At 31.6% G+C, this 20,125-nt stretch carries 18 protein-coding genes, 1 other RNA gene and 1 pseudogene; 2 read left to right on the forward strand and 18 right to left on the reverse strand.

Features of this window, described 5'->3' with window-relative positions; genetic code table 11:
* Positions 1-173: 173 nt before the first annotated feature.
* The 5 genes and pseudogenes from rnpB to CD113_RS02605 all read right to left on the reverse strand — a co-directional run.
* Positions 174-554, reverse strand: an RNA gene (gene rnpB, locus CD113_RS02585) — RNase P RNA component class B.
* 63 nt (positions 555-617) lie between these two features.
* Positions 618-968, reverse strand: a complete 351-nt coding sequence (gpsB, locus tag CD113_RS02590; protein WP_002465117.1) for a cell division regulator GpsB — start codon at positions 966-968, stop codon at positions 618-620.
* Positions 969-981: 13 nt separating this feature from the next.
* Entirely contained in the window at positions 982-1,545 is a 564-nt protein-coding gene (locus CD113_RS02595; RefSeq protein WP_002465118.1) for a DUF1273 domain-containing protein, read from the reverse strand.
* A gap of 1 nt (position 1,546) precedes the next feature.
* The gene (locus CD113_RS02600) at positions 1,547-1,897 is read right to left on the reverse strand and encodes a DUF1798 family protein (protein ID WP_002465119.1); all 351 of its coding nucleotides are present in this window, start codon (positions 1,895-1,897) and stop codon (positions 1,547-1,549) included.
* Positions 1,898-2,390: 493 nt separating this feature from the next.
* A pseudogene (locus CD113_RS02605) lies at positions 2,391-2,702 on the reverse strand (transposase); the annotation flags it as partial.
* Positions 2,703-3,001: 299 nt separating this feature from the next.
* Between CD113_RS02605 and recU the strand changes: the two are divergent.
* Both recU and CD113_RS02615 read left to right on the forward strand, forming a co-directional pair.
* Positions 3,002-3,628 carry a Holliday junction resolvase RecU gene (gene recU / locus CD113_RS02610; RefSeq protein ID WP_002464741.1) on the forward strand — a complete coding sequence of 209 codons (627 nt, stop codon included), beginning with the start codon at positions 3,002-3,004 and terminating at the stop codon, positions 3,626-3,628.
* Positions 3,625-5,838, forward strand: coding sequence for a transglycosylase domain-containing protein (locus CD113_RS02615; protein WP_002464742.1), 2,214 nt, complete (start codon positions 3,625-3,627; stop codon positions 5,836-5,838). Before recU ends, CD113_RS02615 begins: the two co-directional genes overlap by 4 nt.
* Before the next feature lie 500 nt (positions 5,839-6,338).
* On the opposite strand, the gene CD113_RS02620 is transcribed toward CD113_RS02615, so the two are convergent.
* The 13 genes from CD113_RS02620 to CD113_RS02680 all read right to left on the reverse strand — a co-directional run bounded on the left by CD113_RS02620 (position 6,339) and on the right by CD113_RS02680 (position 20,121).
* Positions 6,339-6,683, reverse strand: a complete 345-nt coding sequence (locus tag CD113_RS02620; protein WP_002465027.1) for a YpoC family protein — start codon at positions 6,681-6,683, stop codon at positions 6,339-6,341.
* Positions 6,684-6,687: 4 nt separating this feature from the next.
* A complete protein-coding gene (gene nth / locus CD113_RS02625; RefSeq protein ID WP_002465026.1) occupies positions 6,688-7,347 on the reverse strand; it encodes an endonuclease III in 660 nt (219 codons plus the stop codon).
* Positions 7,340-8,023, reverse strand: a complete 684-nt coding sequence (locus tag CD113_RS02630) for a DnaD domain-containing protein (protein ID WP_002465025.1) — start codon at positions 8,021-8,023, stop codon at positions 7,340-7,342. The genes nth and CD113_RS02630 overlap by 8 nt, the downstream gene beginning before the upstream one ends.
* Before the next feature lie 282 nt (positions 8,024-8,305).
* The gene (asnS, locus tag CD113_RS02635; RefSeq protein ID WP_002465024.1) at positions 8,306-9,598 is read right to left on the reverse strand and encodes an asparagine--tRNA ligase; all 1,293 of its coding nucleotides are present in this window, start codon (positions 9,596-9,598) and stop codon (positions 8,306-8,308) included.
* 452 nt (positions 9,599-10,050) lie between these two features.
* The gene (locus CD113_RS02640) at positions 10,051-12,750 is read right to left on the reverse strand and encodes a helicase C-terminal domain-containing protein (protein ID WP_002465023.1); all 2,700 of its coding nucleotides are present in this window, start codon (positions 12,748-12,750) and stop codon (positions 10,051-10,053) included.
* 30 nt (positions 12,751-12,780) lie between these two features.
* A complete protein-coding gene (locus CD113_RS02645; protein ID WP_095092708.1) occupies positions 12,781-13,752 on the reverse strand; it encodes a biotin--[acetyl-CoA-carboxylase] ligase in 972 nt (323 codons plus the stop codon).
* Positions 13,739-14,941, reverse strand: coding sequence for a CCA tRNA nucleotidyltransferase (locus CD113_RS02650; RefSeq protein ID WP_002463074.1), 1,203 nt, complete (start codon positions 14,939-14,941; stop codon positions 13,739-13,741). The genes CD113_RS02645 and CD113_RS02650 overlap by 14 nt, the downstream gene beginning before the upstream one ends.
* 4 nt (positions 14,942-14,945) lie before the next feature.
* Complete coding sequence (gene bshA, locus CD113_RS02655; RefSeq protein ID WP_002463071.1) at positions 14,946-16,088, reverse strand: N-acetyl-alpha-D-glucosaminyl L-malate synthase BshA; 1,143 nt, start codon at positions 16,086-16,088, stop codon at positions 14,946-14,948.
* 26 nt (positions 16,089-16,114) lie between these two features.
* On the reverse strand, positions 16,115-16,432 hold the full coding sequence (locus CD113_RS02660) for a nucleotide pyrophosphohydrolase (RefSeq protein WP_002463069.1): 318 nt from the start codon (positions 16,430-16,432) through the stop codon (positions 16,115-16,117).
* A 537-nt stretch (positions 16,433-16,969) separates the two neighbouring features.
* Positions 16,970-17,650, reverse strand: a complete 681-nt coding sequence (locus CD113_RS02665) for a zinc metallopeptidase (RefSeq protein ID WP_040801705.1) — start codon at positions 17,648-17,650, stop codon at positions 16,970-16,972.
* A gap of 66 nt (positions 17,651-17,716) precedes the next feature.
* A complete protein-coding gene (locus CD113_RS02670; protein WP_002463065.1) occupies positions 17,717-18,310 on the reverse strand; it encodes a DUF1405 domain-containing protein in 594 nt (197 codons plus the stop codon).
* 2 nt (positions 18,311-18,312) lie between these two features.
* The gene (locus tag CD113_RS02675; RefSeq protein WP_002463063.1) at positions 18,313-18,864 is read right to left on the reverse strand and encodes a YpiB family protein; all 552 of its coding nucleotides are present in this window, start codon (positions 18,862-18,864) and stop codon (positions 18,313-18,315) included.
* 12 nt (positions 18,865-18,876) lie between these two features.
* Positions 18,877-20,121, reverse strand: coding sequence for a tetratricopeptide repeat protein (locus tag CD113_RS02680; RefSeq protein ID WP_002463062.1), 1,245 nt, complete (start codon positions 20,119-20,121; stop codon positions 18,877-18,879).
* Positions 20,122-20,125 lie beyond the last annotated feature (4 nt).

Here is a 20,125-nt window from a genome sequence, read left to right on the forward strand (position 1 = left end):
CTCCATTATTTTTGAAAATGTAATGGAGTGGATAAGTGACTTAAATTGATGAAATTCGATTCAAAATTTATACATCAACCGATTTTGACAATGAGCCATAACTTTTAACATATCTTTCTTTTCCCATTAAAAAAGCTCTCCAGCATTTAGGAGAGCTAAACTAGTAGTGATATTTCTATAAGCCATGTTCTGTTCCATCGTACTCATCACGTGCACTAGTCACACTGGTACTCAGGTGATAACCATCTGTCTACACCATTTCAATAACTGAAATGTGTCTCGTTTATACGTTGAATTCCGTTAAACAAGTGCTCCTACCAAATTTGGATTGCTCACTCGAGGGGTTTACCGCGTTCCACCTTTTATATTTCTACAAAAGCTACGTCACTGTGGCACTTTCAAACTACTTTAACCATATCTTAAAGACTTAGGTTATTTCATTGCCGTCAATTTAATGCCTTGATTTATTGTTTCATCAAGCACGAACACTACAATCATCTCAGACTGTGTGAGCATGGACTTTCCTCTATATCATATAGCGATTACCCAAAATATCACTTTTAAGATTATAACATAGTCATAATTAGTTAAACAGTTAAACTTTATGTATTCGGGTATTATTTACCAAATACAGCTTTTTCTAAATTAGAAATTCGTTTTAAAATATCAACATTGTTTGTTGATGCTGATGTTGAAGCGTTTGAATTATTTGAAGCAAAACTTTTATTGTCTTGAGGTCTAGATGTTGCTACACGTAGTCTTAATTCTTCTAATTCTTTTTTCAATTTATGGTTCTCTTCAGATAATTTTACAACTTCATTATTCATATCGGCCATTTTTTGATAGTCTGCAATAATATCGTCTAAAAATGCATCGACTTCTTCTCTTCTATAGCCGCGAGCCATTGTTTTTTCAAAATCTTTTTCATAAATATCTTTTGCTGATAACTTTAATGAAACATCTGACATATTTTCCACCTCATTAGAATCTTTGATCTTCAGACCACTGTAAGTCGTTGATAAATGCTGTTAATTCATCAAACGTCACAATATCACAAGTATAGTTTGTTTTTTCCATAAAATCAACTAACATCTGCTTGAAAAACTTAGGACTTGCTTCCTGCTCTTCATCATAAATAAGCAATGTTTGATCAGTATGTTCTAGCATGAATTGATCGGCTTGCTTAAATTGATAAGGTCCCTGGTACGGTGCATGAAAAATACTATCAACATAATCTGCATGTTCAGTAATATTGGCGTACTTTTCTTGATTATGTTCATTCCATTTTTCAGTATGTCCAAGAAACGGCGTGATAACAGCATATTTCAACTCTGGATAGCTTTGTTGCAAATCAATCACAACTTCTGCAGTCCATAATTCAATACCCATTTGTCCTTGGATTAACACCCACTCTAAACCTTCATCTAACAATTGCTTAATTTTATGCTTAATAAATTCCTTTAAATAGTATACTTCAGGTGCGTCATCTTTAAAAATGTTCAGTTCATATGATTTATATCCTGTAATATAGACTGTTTTTATCATGTTAAGATAATGTCTCCTTGTTAGACAACTCATCTTCTATCGTTTGTAGATCATAATGTACACTCTTTATCTTTTCCATAAATAATTTCCTACTTGTTCGTTGAAAATGACATTCGACAGATAATTCTTCGATATGTTTCATTAGTAAATCAAACTTTTTGTCATTCATATATGGCATACGAATAATTTGTAGCTTATACGTTTGAAATTGATTAAGTAAACGATCTATTTTTGATGCATATGGTTGTACGATTTGATAAAAATCATGATCACATTGATTTGTCTTAACATGCTCATATGTTTGTTGCATGTCATTTATTTCCAATATAAGTTGTTCAACTATTGACTTCATCATATGGACGCCTCCGTATAATTAAATTTATCATAATGAACTTCAATAGTCATGCTTAACAACTTAATTATATTTTATTATTGTAATATATTAAACAATAAACATTTGTTAGCAACTTAATCGAAACTCTACCTATTATATTGTCATTATTTTTAAAGTTACATCTTTACAGTAGCAATCTTGTAGTTAACGTAACAGTAATAGTCTTTAATAACTAAGTGCGAGTGGGACAGAAATAAATTTCATAAAAAATTTATTTCGTAATCCCACCCTGGCAAGACTGACTAGTTTTTCAAAATGTTGATTTATCAACTTTTTGAAAATCAGACAGTTACTGCCAAGTACTTAATTTTAAATGCAAAATACATTTTGTCCCAGGCTCCATTCCTACGATTAGTCAAGTGCTTATAAATAAAATAAGCATTACTAAATTAAACCGTTCAATTTAATTTTTTTGAATAAGGTGTTAAACTATATTTGGTTGTACGTTTGGCTAATGTGGCGACATTTGATAATCGTACAATTTCTGATTCATTACTAAATAATGAATCGTTTTTAACAATCGATTTATACAAGCGACGACAGCAGTCTTATGAGATTTCTCATTAGGCTGCTTTCTTAGTTTATAATAATAATCGATGACATGATTATCAAAATGATGTTGACCTTTTATAATATTCATAACCACCCAAAACAATAGTCTTCTCGCTTTTTTATTACCACGTTTATTGATTGTATCTCTACTAGATGTACCACCTGATTGATATCGTTTGATATTAATACCTACAAAAGCATTGAGCTGTTTTAAATAGTATTTACCTGATTGCAAACCTATATTCATCCCACAATATTTACTTCTTATTTTGTTTATCAAAATGGAAATTTCATATTAAAAAAATGATTTGTTATTACTCTTCAACCTAACTATCCAACACAATTGGCAATTAAATGTAAGATAATCATATTGTGTATTTACAGAAATCACGTTAAAATAATAAATGGTGTACTATGTCAAACGCATATATACTAAATTAAGTTTGGAATTTTGAGATGATGTTGTGTATAATTAACAACGTTTACTACCAAACTTGTGTGGTGAAATGTATGAATTATCCAAATGGTAAACCATATCGTAAAAATAGTACTACAGACGGAGCGCAAAAAGCTGCTGTCTTTAGTAATATAGATTATGGTGGACGTGGTATGTCACTAGAAAATGATATCGAACACTCTAATTCGTTTTATCTTAAAAGTGGCATGGCAGTTATTCACAAAAAGCCTACTCCAGTGCAGATAGTTAACGTTAACTATCCTAAGCGGAGTAAAGCCGTGATCAACGAAGCATATTTTCGTACACCCTCAACAACTGATTATAATGGTGTTTACCGAGGACATTATATTGATTTTGAAGCAAAGGAAACTAAAAACAAGACTTCTTTTCCTTTAAACAATATTCATGATCATCAAGTTGAACATATGAAAAATACATATCAACAACAAGGTATTGTATTTTTGATTATACGTTTTAAAACCCTTGATGAAGTGTATTTATTGCCCTACTCTAAGTTCGAATATTTTTGGACGAGATACAAGGCTAACATCAAAAAATCAATAACAGTTGATGAAATACGAAAAAATGGTTACCATATTCCTTATCAGTATCAACCAAGATTAAACTATCTTAAAGCAGTTGATAAGTTGATATTAGATGAAAGTGAGGACCGCGTATGACGGAAAAGAAAGGATCTTCTCAGGCTAAGCAAAATGGCCAAAATAATGGGAAGTCCAATTCAAAAAAGAATAGAAATGTTAAGAGAACGATTATAAAGATTATTGGCTTCATGATTATTGCATTTTTCGTTGTTCTTTTACTCGGTATCTTATTGTTTGCATATTATGCTTGGAAAGCGCCCGCTTTTACAGAAGCTAAATTACAAGATCCTATTCCAGCTAAAATATATGATAAAAATGGCGATCTTGTTAAAACATTAGATAACGGTCAAAGGCATGAACATGTTAATTTGAAAGATGTTCCAAAATCGATGAAAGATGCTGTTCTAGCAACTGAAGATAATCGCTTCTATGACCATGGTGCTCTAGATTATAAACGTTTATTTGGAGCGATTGGTAAAAACTTAACTGGTGGATTCGGAGCGCAAGGTGCATCAACACTAACGCAACAAGTTGTTAAAGATTCATTCTTATCACAACAAAAATCTATCGGTCGTAAAGCTCAAGAAGCTTATTTATCATATCGCTTAGAACAAGAGTATAGTAAAGATGATATCTTCCAAGTATATCTAAATAAAATTTACTATTCTGATGGTGTAACTGGTATTAAAGCTGCTGCTAAGTACTACTTCAATAAAGATTTAAAAGACTTAAACTTAGCTGAAGAAGCCTATCTAGCAGGTTTACCTCAGGTTCCAAATAATTATAATATTTATGATCATCCTAAAGCTGCTGAAGATCGTAAAGATACAGTACTTTATTTAATGCACTACCATAAGCGTATCAGCGACAAACAATGGAAAGATGCTAAGAAAATTAACTTAAAAGCAAACTTAGTAAATCGTTCTAAAGAAGATCGTCAAAATGTTGATACAAACAAAGATCCAGAGTATAACTCATATATTAACTTTGTTAAATCTGAACTTATGAATAACAAACATTTCAAAGATGAAGATTTAGGATCTGTGTTACAAAGTGGTATTAAGATTTATACAAATATGGACAAAGATGTTCAAAAAACATTACAAAATGATATTGATAATGGTAGTTACTATAAGAATAAAGATCAACAAGTTGGTGCAACAATTCTTGATAGTAAAACTGGTGGCCTTGTAGCAATCTCTGGTGGACGTGATTTTAAAGACGTCTTAAATAGAAACCAAGCTACTGACCCTCACCCTACTGGATCATCTTTAAAACCATTCTTAGCTTATGGTCCTGCAATTGAATACTTGGACTGGGCAACAAATCATTCTGTACAAGATGAATCTGCTTATCAAGTTGATGGTTCAACATTTAGAAACTATGATACTAAGAGTCACGGTAACGTATCAATTTATGATGCATTACGACAAAGTTTCAACATTCCTGCCTTAAAAACTTGGCAAGCAGTTAAAGAAAGTGCAGGTAATGATGCACCTAAGAAATTTGCAGCTAAACTTGGTTTAGACTACGAAGGTGACATTGGTCCTTCAGAAGTACTTGGTGGTTCTGCATCTGAATTCTCACCTACTCAATTGGCTTCAGCATTCGCTGCAATTGCAAATGGTGGAACATATAACAATGCACATTCAATTCAAAAAGTTGTCACTCGTGATGGCGATACAATTGAATATGATCATACAAGTCATAAAGCAATGAAAGCTTCAACATCTTATATGTTAGCTGAAATGTTAAAAGGTACTTTCAAAGCCTATGGTTCAGCATATGGCCATGGTGTTTCAGGCGTTAATATGGGTGCTAAAACTGGTACTGGTACTTACGGTAGCGAAACTTACGCTCAATATAACTTACCTGATAATGCTGCGAAAGACGTATGGATCAATGGTTTCACACCACAATATACAATGTCAGTATGGATGGGCTTCAGTAAAGTTAAACAATACGGTGAAAATTCATTCATTGGTCACAATGAACAAGAATATCCACAATATTTATACGAAAATGTAATGTCTCAAATTGCTTCAAGAGATGGCGAAGACTTTAAACGTCCTAGCACAGTTGGTGGTAGTGCACCAGACTCATTATATGTTGCAGGTAATCAAGATAGTAACGTTACTAACCGTAGTACTCACGGTAGTAGTGATACTTCTGCCAACAACAATGGATCATCACAATCATCAAACGGAAGCAGTAATAATTCATCACAACAATCTAATAGTGGTGGCAATGCATTTACAAGATTATTTAACTTTATTCCATTCTTCTAGATATAAAATTTAATCCTAGGTAGCTCTGTAATAGAGTTATCTAGGATTTTTCTTTTGTCTTAACAATGAATTTCTCTAACAAATTGAGTTTCTCAGTCATATTGGCTGATAAATTATTCATTTTTTATTTATCAGTTCTAAAAAATGGGAGTGAAACAGAAATAAATTTTATATAAAATTTATTTCGTAGATGCCCGTCTTGCACATTAATGTAAAATCCATACATGGATTTTTGATGACGGGTCCCTCCCACCCCGGCAAGACTGACTAGGTTTTCAAAATGTTGATAAAGCAACATTTTGAAAACTAGACAGTTACTGCCAAATGCTTAAATTTAAGTGTAAAATGCATTTTGTCCCAGGCTCTCCACATTGAAGTGCTACATAATTAGTCATTTTATTGTTATCGGTGCAAAAAATTGAAAAACGATTTAAATTTCCTCATAAAAAAATGCTCTTTAGTGACATCCATTGATGATGTATGACTAAAGAGCATTCCTGTTATTTATGCTGATTTTTAATTTTTAGTCTGGTTTGATATGACGCATTCATTTTGATTAATTCTGATTTCAACGTCTTCATTTGTCTATATCCCATAAAATGATATTTGCGTTCTATCATATAATGATATCTTTCTTCAAAATTCATCGGTACAACAGGATATTGGTCTAAGTTACCAAAATCCAAAGAATCTTCTATAGCATTTACTTGTTTAAAGTATCGTATAATCATATCAAAATAATCATCAAGATATGGTTTGGCTTCAGTTGATTTAAGTGCCTTTTTTTTAGCAAAGATATCAATTTGTGCTTCTAATTGTTCAAAATCTTGTCTTGTTATAGTCATTTCATTATGCCTCTTTCAAACTAGCTTTATAACGTTTCTGACCTTCTCTGCAATCGTCTAATAACGGACAAATATCACATTTGGGTTTCCTAGCTAAACAATGATATCTACCAAAAAATATGAGTTGATGATGACTTTTCGTCCAGCGATCTTTCGGTATAATTGAACAAAGTCGATCTTCTACTTGTCTCACATTATCTTTCCAGCGATTAATTCCAAGTCTTTTGGAAACACGTTCAACATGTGTATCCACTGCTAGTGATGGTTCTCCAAACGCGACACTCATTACAACATTGGCAGTTTTACGGCCAACGCCAGCTAAACTTTCAAGTTCTGCATGTGTTTGAGGTATTTGTCCGTCAAATTGTTCTAATAACGAGCGACAAAGTTTTTTTATATTTTTCGCTTTATTTCTATATAAACCAATCGAACGAATATCATTCATCAATTCTTCATCACTTACAGCAAGATAATCTTCAGGCGTTTGATACTTTTTGAATAATTCTGCTGTCACTCTATTGACTAACACGTCTGTACATTGCGCTGATAATAACACTGCAATCGTTAATTCAAATGGGTTGTCATGTTTCAGTTCACACTCGGCATCAGGAAACATATCTGCAATAACATCAATCATTTCAAGTGCTTTCTTTTTACTAATCATCTAGCTTCTCTCCATTTAGCCAATCAAATTTCGGCACTTCTTTTACTACATGTGTCATCTTAGGTTTATTGAATTGATCTCTAATTTTTTTAGAGTCTTCTATTGTTTTGACATTGTTTTTCTTCCAATTAAGTAATATACGATCAATATATTTAAAACTCAATTTATTCTGTCCATTTGCCTCGTCCAGTGCCGCTTGTATGATCGCTATATCATGTTGATCAACATCAATCCATTGATTTAACGTTTCGATTTCATAGGGAGATAATGGTCTAGCAAATGTATCTTCTAATAATCTAAATAGCTGTTTAAATTTTTCTTTATTATTTTGTTCCTGATTTTCAATCTCTTGTTGTGTTAATAGTTGGCTTAATTTATCAAAAAAAGGATCTAAATTCATATATTCAGTAAAACGACCTTCTTCATCCTTTTGAACATTTAATTCTAACAGTTCACGTTGAATTAAATTTTGAATGACATTAGTTACATCTCTAGGTTGCATAGTAGAACCTTGTTGTAATAACTCAATTGAAGGCTGCTTATTAGAAGTTTCTGATGCATATATTAATTTGATTAAAATGATTAAGTCTTGTTCATCAATTCCAAGTTCACTATAGTGATCTAACAATTCACGTCGAATAACGACTGGTCTTGTTTTCAATTGATATTTATCCATAGCTCAGCCCCCTTTTTTGGTTCTCTAACAAATTGGATTGATACATTATTAATTAATTATTTATCAGTCCTAAAAAGTAGGAAACCCATTTTTTACGTTTCTATCATATCATAACAATGTTAGAGCAAAGTTGTTATAAAAATGCTTATACAACTAAAACAGGAGCAGGACTGAAATCCTTTACTGGCAAAGATTTCATAGTCCCACTCCCATTAATAATATGTAAGCTATCATGCTACTTATTTGCTATACACTATCTAAAAAATGACAGACACATATATCTTATGGATATAAACGATTTAATAATCTTGGGAATGGTGCTGTTTCTCTTACATGTTCGACACCTGAAATCCAAGCAACTGTACGTTCTAATCCTAAACCGAATCCACTATGTGGCACACTGCCATAACGGCGTAAATCTAAATAATAGCTATAAGCATCTTTATCAAGACCAAATTCTTCAACACGTTGTTCTAATAGTTCTAAATCATCAATACGTTCAGAACCACCGATAATTTCACCATAACCTTCAGGAGCAATTAAATCAGCACATAACACTGTATCTTCATTCTCTGGGTTTGGTTGCATGTAAAATGGTTTAATTTTAGTTGGATAGTTGGTAATAAATACTGGTAAATCATAATGATTTGCAATGGCTGTTTCATGAGGTGCGCCAAAATCTTCGCCCCATTCAATATCATCAAAGCCTTGTTGTTGTAAAAAGACAATTGCATCATCATACGTAATTCTAGGGAATGGTGTTGCAACTTTTTCTAATTTTGACGTATCTCGTTCTAAAATATTCAATTCAAGTTTACAATTTTCTAATACTGATTTGACAACATGAGTGACATATTGTTCTTGAATTTCTAAACTTTGAGCATGATTTGTAAATGCCATTTCACCTTCAATCATCCAGAATTCAATTAAATGTCTACGTGTTTTTGATTTCTCAGCTCTGAATGTTGGACCAAAAGAAAATACTCTACCGTGTGCCATAGCTGCAGCTTCTAAATAAAGCTGACCACTTTGCGATAAAAATGCATCTTGATCGAAATATTTAGTATGGAATAATTCACTTGTACCTTCGGGTGCACTAGCAGTTAAAATTGGTGGATCGACTTTAGTAAATCCATCATTATTGAAAAATTCATACGTTGCACGAATAATTTCGTTTCTAATTTTCATGACAGCATGTTGTTTTTTAGATCTTAACCATAAGTGTCTATGATCCATTAAGAATTCTGTACCATGATTTTTCGGTGTGATTGGATAATCATGTGCTTCTGAAATCACTTCAATTGATTTGACTTGCATTTCATAGCCTAAGTCAGAACGATTGTCTTCAGTTATCACACCTGTAACATATAGTGACGTTTCTTGCGTAATGTCTTTAGCTAATTTGAATGTATCTTCATCAACTTCTGCTTTAACAACAACACCTTGCATAAATCCTGTACCATCACGTAATTGTAGAAAGGCAATCTTACCGCTTGAACGTTTATTAGTTAACCAAGCTCCAATTGTCACTTCTTGGTTTATATAATCTTTAGCTTGTTTAATCGTTGTTTTCATAACCATTCTCCTAAAATTTTAGTTGTCATATATTTCTTTTTTATTTTAACAAAATATAACACTCGTTTCTAGAACTTGATATCAAGTCATCGTACTATCTAGGCTAATGGATTAACGTATTGGCAACATAGTTAGTACCATCGTCGACATCACTTGCTATCATTAATAATATCGTTGCTTTTCTTATTAACACAATGATATTGCTAGCAGACCACTTTATATTTAAATTCTATGTTAAGTTCTTAAATCAAATACCAAAACAATGTGATATATAAAATAGTAATCTACTATAAGCGCTAACAACTATAAACCTATAAAATGTGTCTTTGTTTTTTAGATTTATATAATTAAATGGCGATTCAAATCATCACAACTATCAGTGCAATTTGATAGATAACTCTTAAAAAAGCACTTCCCATAACATCAAATGCGTTAATGAGAAGTACTTTAAGTTAAGTTGATTTATGATTGTTATTAATTTGACGTAATAATTTACCAAATTGTTGGATATCGCCTTTCTTTTGACGATAATTTTCTAAAGTTTGGGCAAAGAAATTTTTGTAATTACTATTTACTAAGCGATCATCAAATGACACAATGATACCTTTGTCGTTTTCATTGCGAATCAAACGCCCTAAACCTTGTCTAAATCTAGTTACAGCATCCGGTAATACATATTCTTTAAATGTCGATGTGAACTCTGAATCCATTAACCAATATTTGGCATTATGTTTATTCATAAATGGTAATTTAGCAATCATTACACATTTAATACCATTCGCTTGAAAATCAAAACCTTCAAAAAAAGTCGATGTTCCTAATAAAATCGCTTTATCAAAATTGTTAAACTGTTGAACGATTTTATAATTTTGATTTTGTTGTTGTGTCAAAATAACGTAGTCATCAAATTGTGGCAAGTCATTCAATAATTCTTGCACCATATGCATCATTTTATAGCTTGTAAATAATACTAAACATTTAGATTGCGTGACTGTGGTATATTCAATAATATAATCAACGATAGATGCCACATAGTCATCAATATTTTTATATTGATAAGATGCCACATCACTAGGAATAAAGACATTAGTGTTCTTAGCACTTTGTAATGATGTTGCAACTTCATACGTATTAAATTGTGTTTCCTTATTAAATAAATGTTGGAACGTTTCAAACGAATGATTAAATTGCAATGTTCCAGAAATAAAGATTAAGGATTTAAATTTATCTAACACTTGCTCTGTAAGAATGTCTTTAACAGCAAAGTCTTTCACATATAAACGTATGGTAGACTTTTGCGTTAAGTTCTTAATAGAAATAAAGCTTGTATGCTCATCTTTTAAACTTTGCTCAATATTTTTGAACTTATTATTAAGATACAGTAACTGTTTACGTAGAGATTTAACTGTTTTATGACTTATGCCATTAAAAATTTCTAATGTTCTATTAAGTTTGTCAATAATTGCATGCAAATCACGTAAAATTTCAGTCGTATCGAAACTAAAGACATTATGGAAACGATGTACATCATCATCATAAACTTCAGATTCTTTAATAATATTAAATATTGTAGTAAAGAGTTGTTCATTTAAGTCATGAATGTCATTCATATTTGCTTTTAAACCAAAGACATCAATTGGCGGTATATCTAAACGTTCAAGTATACGTTGTTGCTCTAATTGATCGATGGCTTTAAGTAACTTTTCGTTTTCATTTTTACCAATGAGTCCTAACTGATATTTAATATCTGCGTAACTTAATTCATTTGTGACTTGATTTAAGGCATAATCTGGGAGTCGATGTGCTTCATCAATAATACAATCATCAAATAATTGATAGATGGTATTTTCAGCATCTGAATGGATTAAATGAGCATGATTTGTAATACCAATTTGAATGTTTTGTGCATTTCTTTTGATAAAATTATAGTAATGGACATCATGACGAACAGGAACATAGGTTTCTATTTTTTGATCAAAATACATTTTTTGACCACCTTTTAAATTCAATTCCTGTATATCTCCTGTAATGGTTTCAGTAATCCAAATAAGTAACTGCATTTTTAATATATTAACTTCGTAATTGACTGTTTCTTCTTTTAATATTTGGCTAATTAAACCCAACGAAATATAATCTTGTTTACTTTTAATAAGTAAGGCATTTATTTTGAAATTTAATGCTTCATTGATAGACGGTATATCTTTTTCTAACAACTGACTTTGTAACAATTTCGTATTCGTTGAAATCATCACATGCTTACCTGTCTCAATATTGTACACTAAAGCAGCTAATAAATATGCCATAGATTTTCCACTGCCTAAAGAAGCCTCTATCATCGCTTTGTCACTATGCATCAATTGATCAAGAATAATTTCAGATAGATATAATTGTTGTGGCCGATAAGTTAAATTCAATGCTTCAACTACTTGTGTATACAATGTTTTTAACGAACCTTTATACTTGATAACTGGCTTTTTAAAATCGACCTGTTTACGATAAATAATTTGTTCAAATTGCTCAAATTGATTATCTAATGGTTTCGTTTGATAATGTCTCACCATTTCGAAAAAGATATCATATAAATCATATTTTAAGTTTTTACTTAAATAATAAAGTTGTTTTAACGTATCAATTGGTAATTGTTCAAATTTAGTAAACGCTAAGATCATTAATTTAGCAGTTGTGGCTGCATCTTCGTCAGCTCTATGCGCATTAGCTAATGTAATGTCATGTGCTTCTGCTAGTTCACTTAATTGATAACTTTTATCTGTGGGAAAAGCAATTTTAAATATTTCTAGGGTATCTATGACTTTCTTTGGTCGGTAATTAATATTACAATCTTTAAACGCTTTTTTAATGAAATTTAAATCGAAATCTACATTATGCGCTACGAAAATACAGTCTTTTATTTTGTCATAAACTTCATCAGCAATTTGAGCAAAATATGGCGCTTGTTGCAACATGTCTTGTTCAATTGCAGTTAATGCTTGTATAAAAGGTGGAATGTCTAAATCTGTTCGTATCATTGAATGATATGAATCGACGATTTTGTTTTGACGCACAAAACTAATGCCGATTTGAATAATATCATCATATTCTAATTGATTACCAGTTGTCTCTAAATCAACAACGGCATATGTCGCTATTCCCATTAGCTATCTCTCCTTGCGTTTACCTATACATTAAAATTCTATATCTGCACTAATTAATTGATGCGTCTTGCCATCATTGTCTTGAACGATTAAATAACCTTCTTCATCAATATCAACCGCTTGACCTTCAAATTGTTGGTCATTTTCAGTAAATGTCAATGTTCTATTCCATATATTAGAGGCATGTTTATACTCATCGCGTATGTCTGAAAAAGGTAAAGTTAAAAACTGACGATAGCGATATTCAATATTATGCAGCAATGTTTGTAACAAATGATATCTATTTATGTCATCTGTGTTATGCAATTGAATACTTGTCGCTCTATGTTTAATAGCATCACTAAAATCATCTTGCTGCTGCATCATATTAATGCCTATACCACAAATAATTGCTTCAATACCATCATGATTTGCTACCATTTCTGTTAAAAAACCACATACTTTACCCTTTTCAATATAAATATCATTCGGCCATTTTATTTTAACTGGATCAACAGAAAACTGTTGAATAGCATCTCTTATTCCTAATGCTATAAACAAATTAAATTGAGATATCATCGAAAATGGAACATTTGGTCTTAAGACGACTGACATCCATAATCCTTGACCTTTTGTAGAACTCCAATAACGTTTAAAACGCCCTCTGCCTTGTGTTTGCTCATCACTTAAGACAAAAAATTGTTGATCATTACCTACTAGAGACTTTTTAGCTGCAAGTTGCGTTGAATCTATTGTGTCATACACTTCGCAAAAATCAAATAAATTTGATGTAGATGTCATTTCAGCAACTATACCTGGATACCATTGGTTTGGTAAAGCTTTAAGTATATGTCCTTTATGATTTACTGAGTCAATATCGCAACCTTGTGCTTTTAATTGATCAATAACTTTTTTGACAGCTGTTCTTGATATATCAAGTTGCTCAGCAATTTTTTGTCCAGAAATATAATCAGGTTGGCTATGATAAAGTAATTGTAAAACTTGTTGACTATATTTTGACATGATTATCCACCCATTTCAAAATTTCACTTTCACTATTTTCTACTTTATTCGTTATAATCGCACATTCTATTTGTCTCAAGACTTCCTTAATCCATGGACCACTTGGTTTTGTTAAATGTGACATCAACGTCCCACCATTGACAGCCATTTGTTGACGTTGATGTATTGGTAATAAACGTTCAATTTCAGCAACCGATTGTTGATTAACAATTAGCGGTTGGGCTGTTGCAAGGTCATTGGCACTAAGTATATCTCGGTTATTAATAATCTCTTTAATCAATTGCACATCAAAATCATAGACCACTAATTTTAATTGGTCTTTCGTACTAATGTCTGGTAATGTTGTAATTAACTTAACATATTGTTGAATTGCTTTTATTTGTCTATTACTTAATTTAAGCTGTTTCAAGCTATCACTTTGCGGTTGTTGTGCTAACACAATGGCAATAAATAATTCAAGAGATATTGGCTCTGTTACTGTAATGTTATCCATCTTAAAATTTTTAAAAAATAGAATGTAATCAAATGCTTGTAATTCAATCATATTGTAAAAACTGACTGCAACGTTGGCACCAGCTAATAATTTTGTTAACTCAGTAATAATCCGTTCAATAGACAGATAACGAATGTCTGACATTTGTTGTGACATCGCTTGATAAGTAGCTGGCGCAATATCGAAAGTCAATTGTGATTGAAAACGTAAGCAACGAATCATTCTTAATGCATCTTCTTCAAAACGTTCATTAGCATTACCAACCGTTCGAATTAGCCTTTGTTTAATATCTTCTTGACCATTAAAATAATCATAAAGTTGATAATGTTGATCCATTGCAATGGCATTCATCGTAAAATCACGTCGCTGTAAATCTTCATATAAATCACGGACAAAAATAACATTACTTGGTCTTCTATGATCAATATAATCTTCTTCTGCTCTAAACGTCGTTATCTCATAATTATTATGCTCAACCACAACGTTAATTGTGCCATGTTCTTTGCCAATCGGGATCGTATGACTAAAGATACTTTCGATTTCATCAGGTGTGGCACTCGTTGTAATGTCAATGTCATGAATATGTCTTCCCATAATATAGTCTCTAACTGAGCCACCAACAAAATAAGCTTCATAACCTTGATCTGTTATTGTAGTTAAAATGGGTTTGGCTTGTTCAAATAATTGAGTATCCATCTTTTTACTCACTTTCTAACTTACTATCTTGTGTCAACATTTGTTCGTAATAATACTCATATTGATCCGTAATTAATTCTGAACCAAAACGTTCTGTAATATCTTGCAACATATTTTGCTGTAAACGTCGATATAACGCATCATCTTGAAGTAATTTGATTGCATATTCACTGGCTTTATCACTATCACCTACATTAACGATAAATCCAGTTTCTTCATGTTTAATGACTTCTTTAATACCACCAGCATTTGAACCTATTGGAACGACACCTGTTTTCATTGCTTCCAATAATGTCAGACCGAAGCTTTCTTTTTCACTTAATAATAGTACTAAATCAGCCATTTGATAAAATTCACTGACGCAATCTTGTTTACCTAAGAATAATACTTGATCTTCAATACCTAATTCCTTCGTCTTCTGACGCATTGGTATTAATTCAGGTCCGTCACCTAACAGCACAAGCTTACTTGGAATTTGTTGTTGTACTTTAGCAAATGTTTCAATAATAGTATCGATACGTTTAACTTGTCTAAAATTTGAAACGTGAATTAATACTTTCTCATGAGAATCAATACCATATTGTTCTTTTAATGCTTCATTATGTTTCGTAGGAAATTCCTTTTCACGAACAAAATTATATATCGGAATAATTTCTTTATCCGTGTCAATGATAGCATGTGTTTCATCAGCTAGTGATTGACTTACGCTTGTTACTAGATCACTTTTTTCGATACCAAATTTAATAGCACCTTGTAATGAGTGATCATATCCTAATACTGTAATATCAGTACCGTGTAATGTTGTCATAATTTTAATATCTCTACCAGACATTTCACGTGCTAAAATACCACAAATTGCATGTGGAACGGCGTAATGCATATGTAAAATATCTAAATCATATTCTTTGATCACTTCTGATATTTTAGTACTTAACGTAATATCATACGGCGGATATTGAAAGACTGCATATTGGTTCACTTCAACTTGATGAAATATCATATTTGGTAACGGTTTTCTAATCCTAAATGGAATATTTGATGTTATAAAATGTATTTCATGTCCTCTTTCCGCTAGTTTAATACCTAATTCAGTTGCTATAATACCTGATCCACCCATGGACGGGTAACACGTTATACCTATTTTCATTAACAAACCCATCCTTTCTATCTTTATTATTTACGTTCAAATCTATTTTTATCTCGTGTGTTAAATTTAGTCATTGTATCATTAAAGCTTTCAGTCATATCAATACCCATAGAATTTGCTAGACATAATAACACAAATAAGTTATCACCTAACTCTGCTTTAATTGTATTATCATCTTCTGAATCTTTTTTCTTTTTTTCACCGTATGTATGATTAATTTCTCGCGCTAACTCGCCGACTTCTTCAGTAAGACGAGCTAAATTGGCTAACGGTGAAAAATAACCAGCTTTAAATTGGCCAATATAGTCATCTACTTCTCGTTGCATATCTTCCATAGATTTCATAGCGTCATTCTCCTTTTTTGCATGTCTTATATAGTATATATCAATTTAGTTATACATGCATGCGTTGCGCAATATAGCATGTATTAATAGTATAAATCTATCGTTATGTTTAAAGATGATATCTAAAAGGACTGGGACAGAAAAAATTACTATAAAAGATTTTTTCGTAATCCCAATTCGACAAGCGTCTTAGGTTTTTTGAATTGCTGATTTATTAATATTTTGGAGATTAGACAGTCAGTGTCAAATATTTAATTTTAAGTGTTAAATGCTCTTTGTACCTGTCTCTTCAGTGCCAAGTAAATTTTTAATATTATTCGATTTATTGCTAACCATTTAAACTGAGTCTCAAGCTAACCGTTAACTATGTGTAACTATTTTATAATATGGAAAATAATTTAAAAGTATTTCATCTATCTGTTTCGTTATAATGTCAAAGTTATATTTATATCTATCTTTAGTCAAATGAAAAAAACTAGCAAAGCTCATCTGTGAACTTTGCTAGCTTAAGTTATTTAACACTTAACTTTATGTTGTTTATTCGCTTGAACGTGCCCATAAAATGATACGTACAAGTTCTGCTACTGCTACTGCTGTTGCAGCTACATATGTCATTGCAGCAGCTGAAAGCACTTTACGTGCATGTTTGTATTCTTTTTCGTTAACAATATTTAATGATGTGATTTGTTTCATTGCTCTAGAACTTGCATTAAATTCGACTGGTAGTGTCACGATTGAGAATAATACTGCAAGTGACATTAATCCAGCACCAATCCATAATGCTGTTGAACCAAAAGCACTACCCATCACAGTTAAGACCATACCAAGCATAATTACAATATAGCTTAATGAACTACCTAAATTCGCTACAGGAACTAAAGCAGCTCTAAATCTTAAGAACCAATAACCTTGGTGATCTTGAATCGCGTGACCAACTTCATGGGCTGCAATTGCAGTACCAGCGACTGATGGTCGATCATAGTTTGCAGGAGATAGACAAACAACTTTATTTTTAGGATCGTAATGATCTGTTAAAAAGCCGTCACCTTTGACCACATCGACATCATAGATGCCATTTGCATGTAGGATTTCTAATGCAACTTCACGACCCGTTTTTCCACTTGTGGATCTAACTTGTGAATATTTTTCATAGTTAGATTTAACTTTATGTTGTGCCCACAACGGAATTACCATTAATATTACGAAATATATTATCATAGAAAATATTGAAGACAATAAACTCACTCTCCTTTATAAATATTTTACTGGCATTTATGAATTTAATCAAATCATATACTCTTTGAATATATTTTTAAAATTGATGAACAAGAGGATTGCACCTACACTCAAAGCAACTGTAATTAGACCTATTTGCCACAAATGATGTGCAATAATATCATAGTACGGAAATTGTAAATGAACATAATCAATATAATCATTTAACAATACGAAAACGATAGCAATACCTAATGCTAATGTTGATTGCGTCATTCTCGGATAAAAATACAACGCTTGTATAACCATAAATGCATGGGATAATAATAACATGATTCCAGTTAAAGTAATATCATGATGCACTACGAACAAAATAATATTCATTATGACTGCCCAGACACCATACTTCACTAACGTAATAAAAGCCAATGTATCAATGAGACTATTATGTTTATTCATTAACATAAGTAAAATTGACATGGATAAAAATAACGTTGCTGTAGGACTATCTGGAACAAAAATCATAAAGTACCAAGCAGTCTGTTGTAATTGACTACCATACCATATATAACCATAAATTGTACCTAATATATTACCTATTAATAATAACAATAGCCATGTACGATTATACAGTGATACTGACCATAATTCCTTAAATGTCATCGCTATTGTCCTCCGGTATCTTTGGCTTTTATTATATTTAGTATCCGTGTTAATTGATAGAAACGATGTTCCTCATTCATTTGCAAACTAAGGTCAATGTTATCCAATATACGTTCAATTAATAAACGTTGTTTCACTTGATTTAAAGATATTGATTGTAAATCATGTAAATATAAGTCGTACTTAGATGATTCAGTTAATTGAGCAATAATGATATCATCAAGACGACGTTCTTTAGTCATTTGATTTGAAAAATGAATTTGTATATCAAATGGTTTATCAGTATGACTAATATAATCAAATATTTCATTGGTATTAAGTAAGGATATATTATCCTTTGTAAATCGAATTGCAGAAGCGTTACTACCCGCTTCTGCAATCTCTAATGTTTCATGTCCAGCTACTTTATCTTTTACAAAATGAATTTGATGCGTTAATTGCTCATTAGCTTTGATAAAATTTAAACTCCATATGGCGATACGTGATTTAAATTGATAATGAAATAATAAATATTCCATAAAACTTTGTTTCATTTTAACGAGTGTCTCTGTCATACAATACTTCCTTTATGATTGTATTCTCATTAATTCATCATGCCATGTTTCATTACTAGGATCGAGTTCCAGTAATCGATTCAAGATAGTTAACGCTTCGTCTTTACGACCTATCTCAATTAAATAGAAATAATAGTCACTCATAAAGTCAATATTCGTATTCAATGTTGGATAAGCTAATTCGAAGAAGTGTTGTGCTTCTTTATCTCGTTCTTCTTGACCATAGGCAAATGCTAAATGCCACATAAACGTTGGATCTAAGTCTTCTTCGTCTACATATGTTAATAAATTAATGATTTCTTCATAATCTTCCTCATTACGATATAAATCACTTAACATTAATAGCGGTTCTTGATAGCCATTATCTACTTCCAGCGCTTGTTTCAATAACATCACACCTTCATTAGCATCTCCATGTTCAATTTCTAGACTTCCAGTGCTATACATTAATTCTTTGTAAAATTGACTTAAACGTAGACCTTCTTTACCTGTTTCAATTGCATCCGCAAAGTTTTTGTCATTTTCATATAATGATTGTAAATAAAGATATCCTTGAATATAGTCAGGATCTTTCGATAATAATGACGTCATAATTTTAATAGCTTCTTGCGTTAAATCATTTTTATCATATGCGATAGCTTTTTTGAAATAATCTTCTGATGTCATTTCATCTTCGCTAATTTCATCAAATAAACGAATCGCATCACTATAATTGCCACTTTGTAGACTGCAATCTGCCATACGTGAAAATAGGTTGACACCATTAACTTGATATTCCCCAGTTTCTAACACTGTTTCATATTCTGTTGTAGCTCGTAAATATTGGCCATCATAATATAAAATTTCAGCTAATGCAAAATGAATAATAGGATCATTCGGTTCGATTTCAATGGCTTGTTGCAACTTATCAATCGCAACTTCGATCATATTTATTTGTTGATATAAATCAGCTTCAAGCATTAGCTTCTCAGGTGATTGCTCTACATAACTCAAATACTCTAACGCTTCATCAGTTTGATTCTCTGCCATTAATCCTTCAATAAAATAGATTAATAACTCACTTTCATCAGGATATTTATGATATAACGCTCTAAAGACTTCTAAACCTTGAGGCATTAATCCAAAGCTATATAACGTTTCTCCTAAAATAAATAGCGCATCATCATTATCTGTAGCCAATGCTTCGTTGACACGTGTATCTAAATTGTCTAATTTCTGTAGATTGATATCGTCTATAAGTTTATAGATATCTTCCATTTGA

This window comes from Staphylococcus simiae (assembly GCF_002902085.1).
GTDB classification, from domain to species: domain Bacteria; phylum Bacillota; class Bacilli; order Staphylococcales; family Staphylococcaceae; genus Staphylococcus; species Staphylococcus simiae.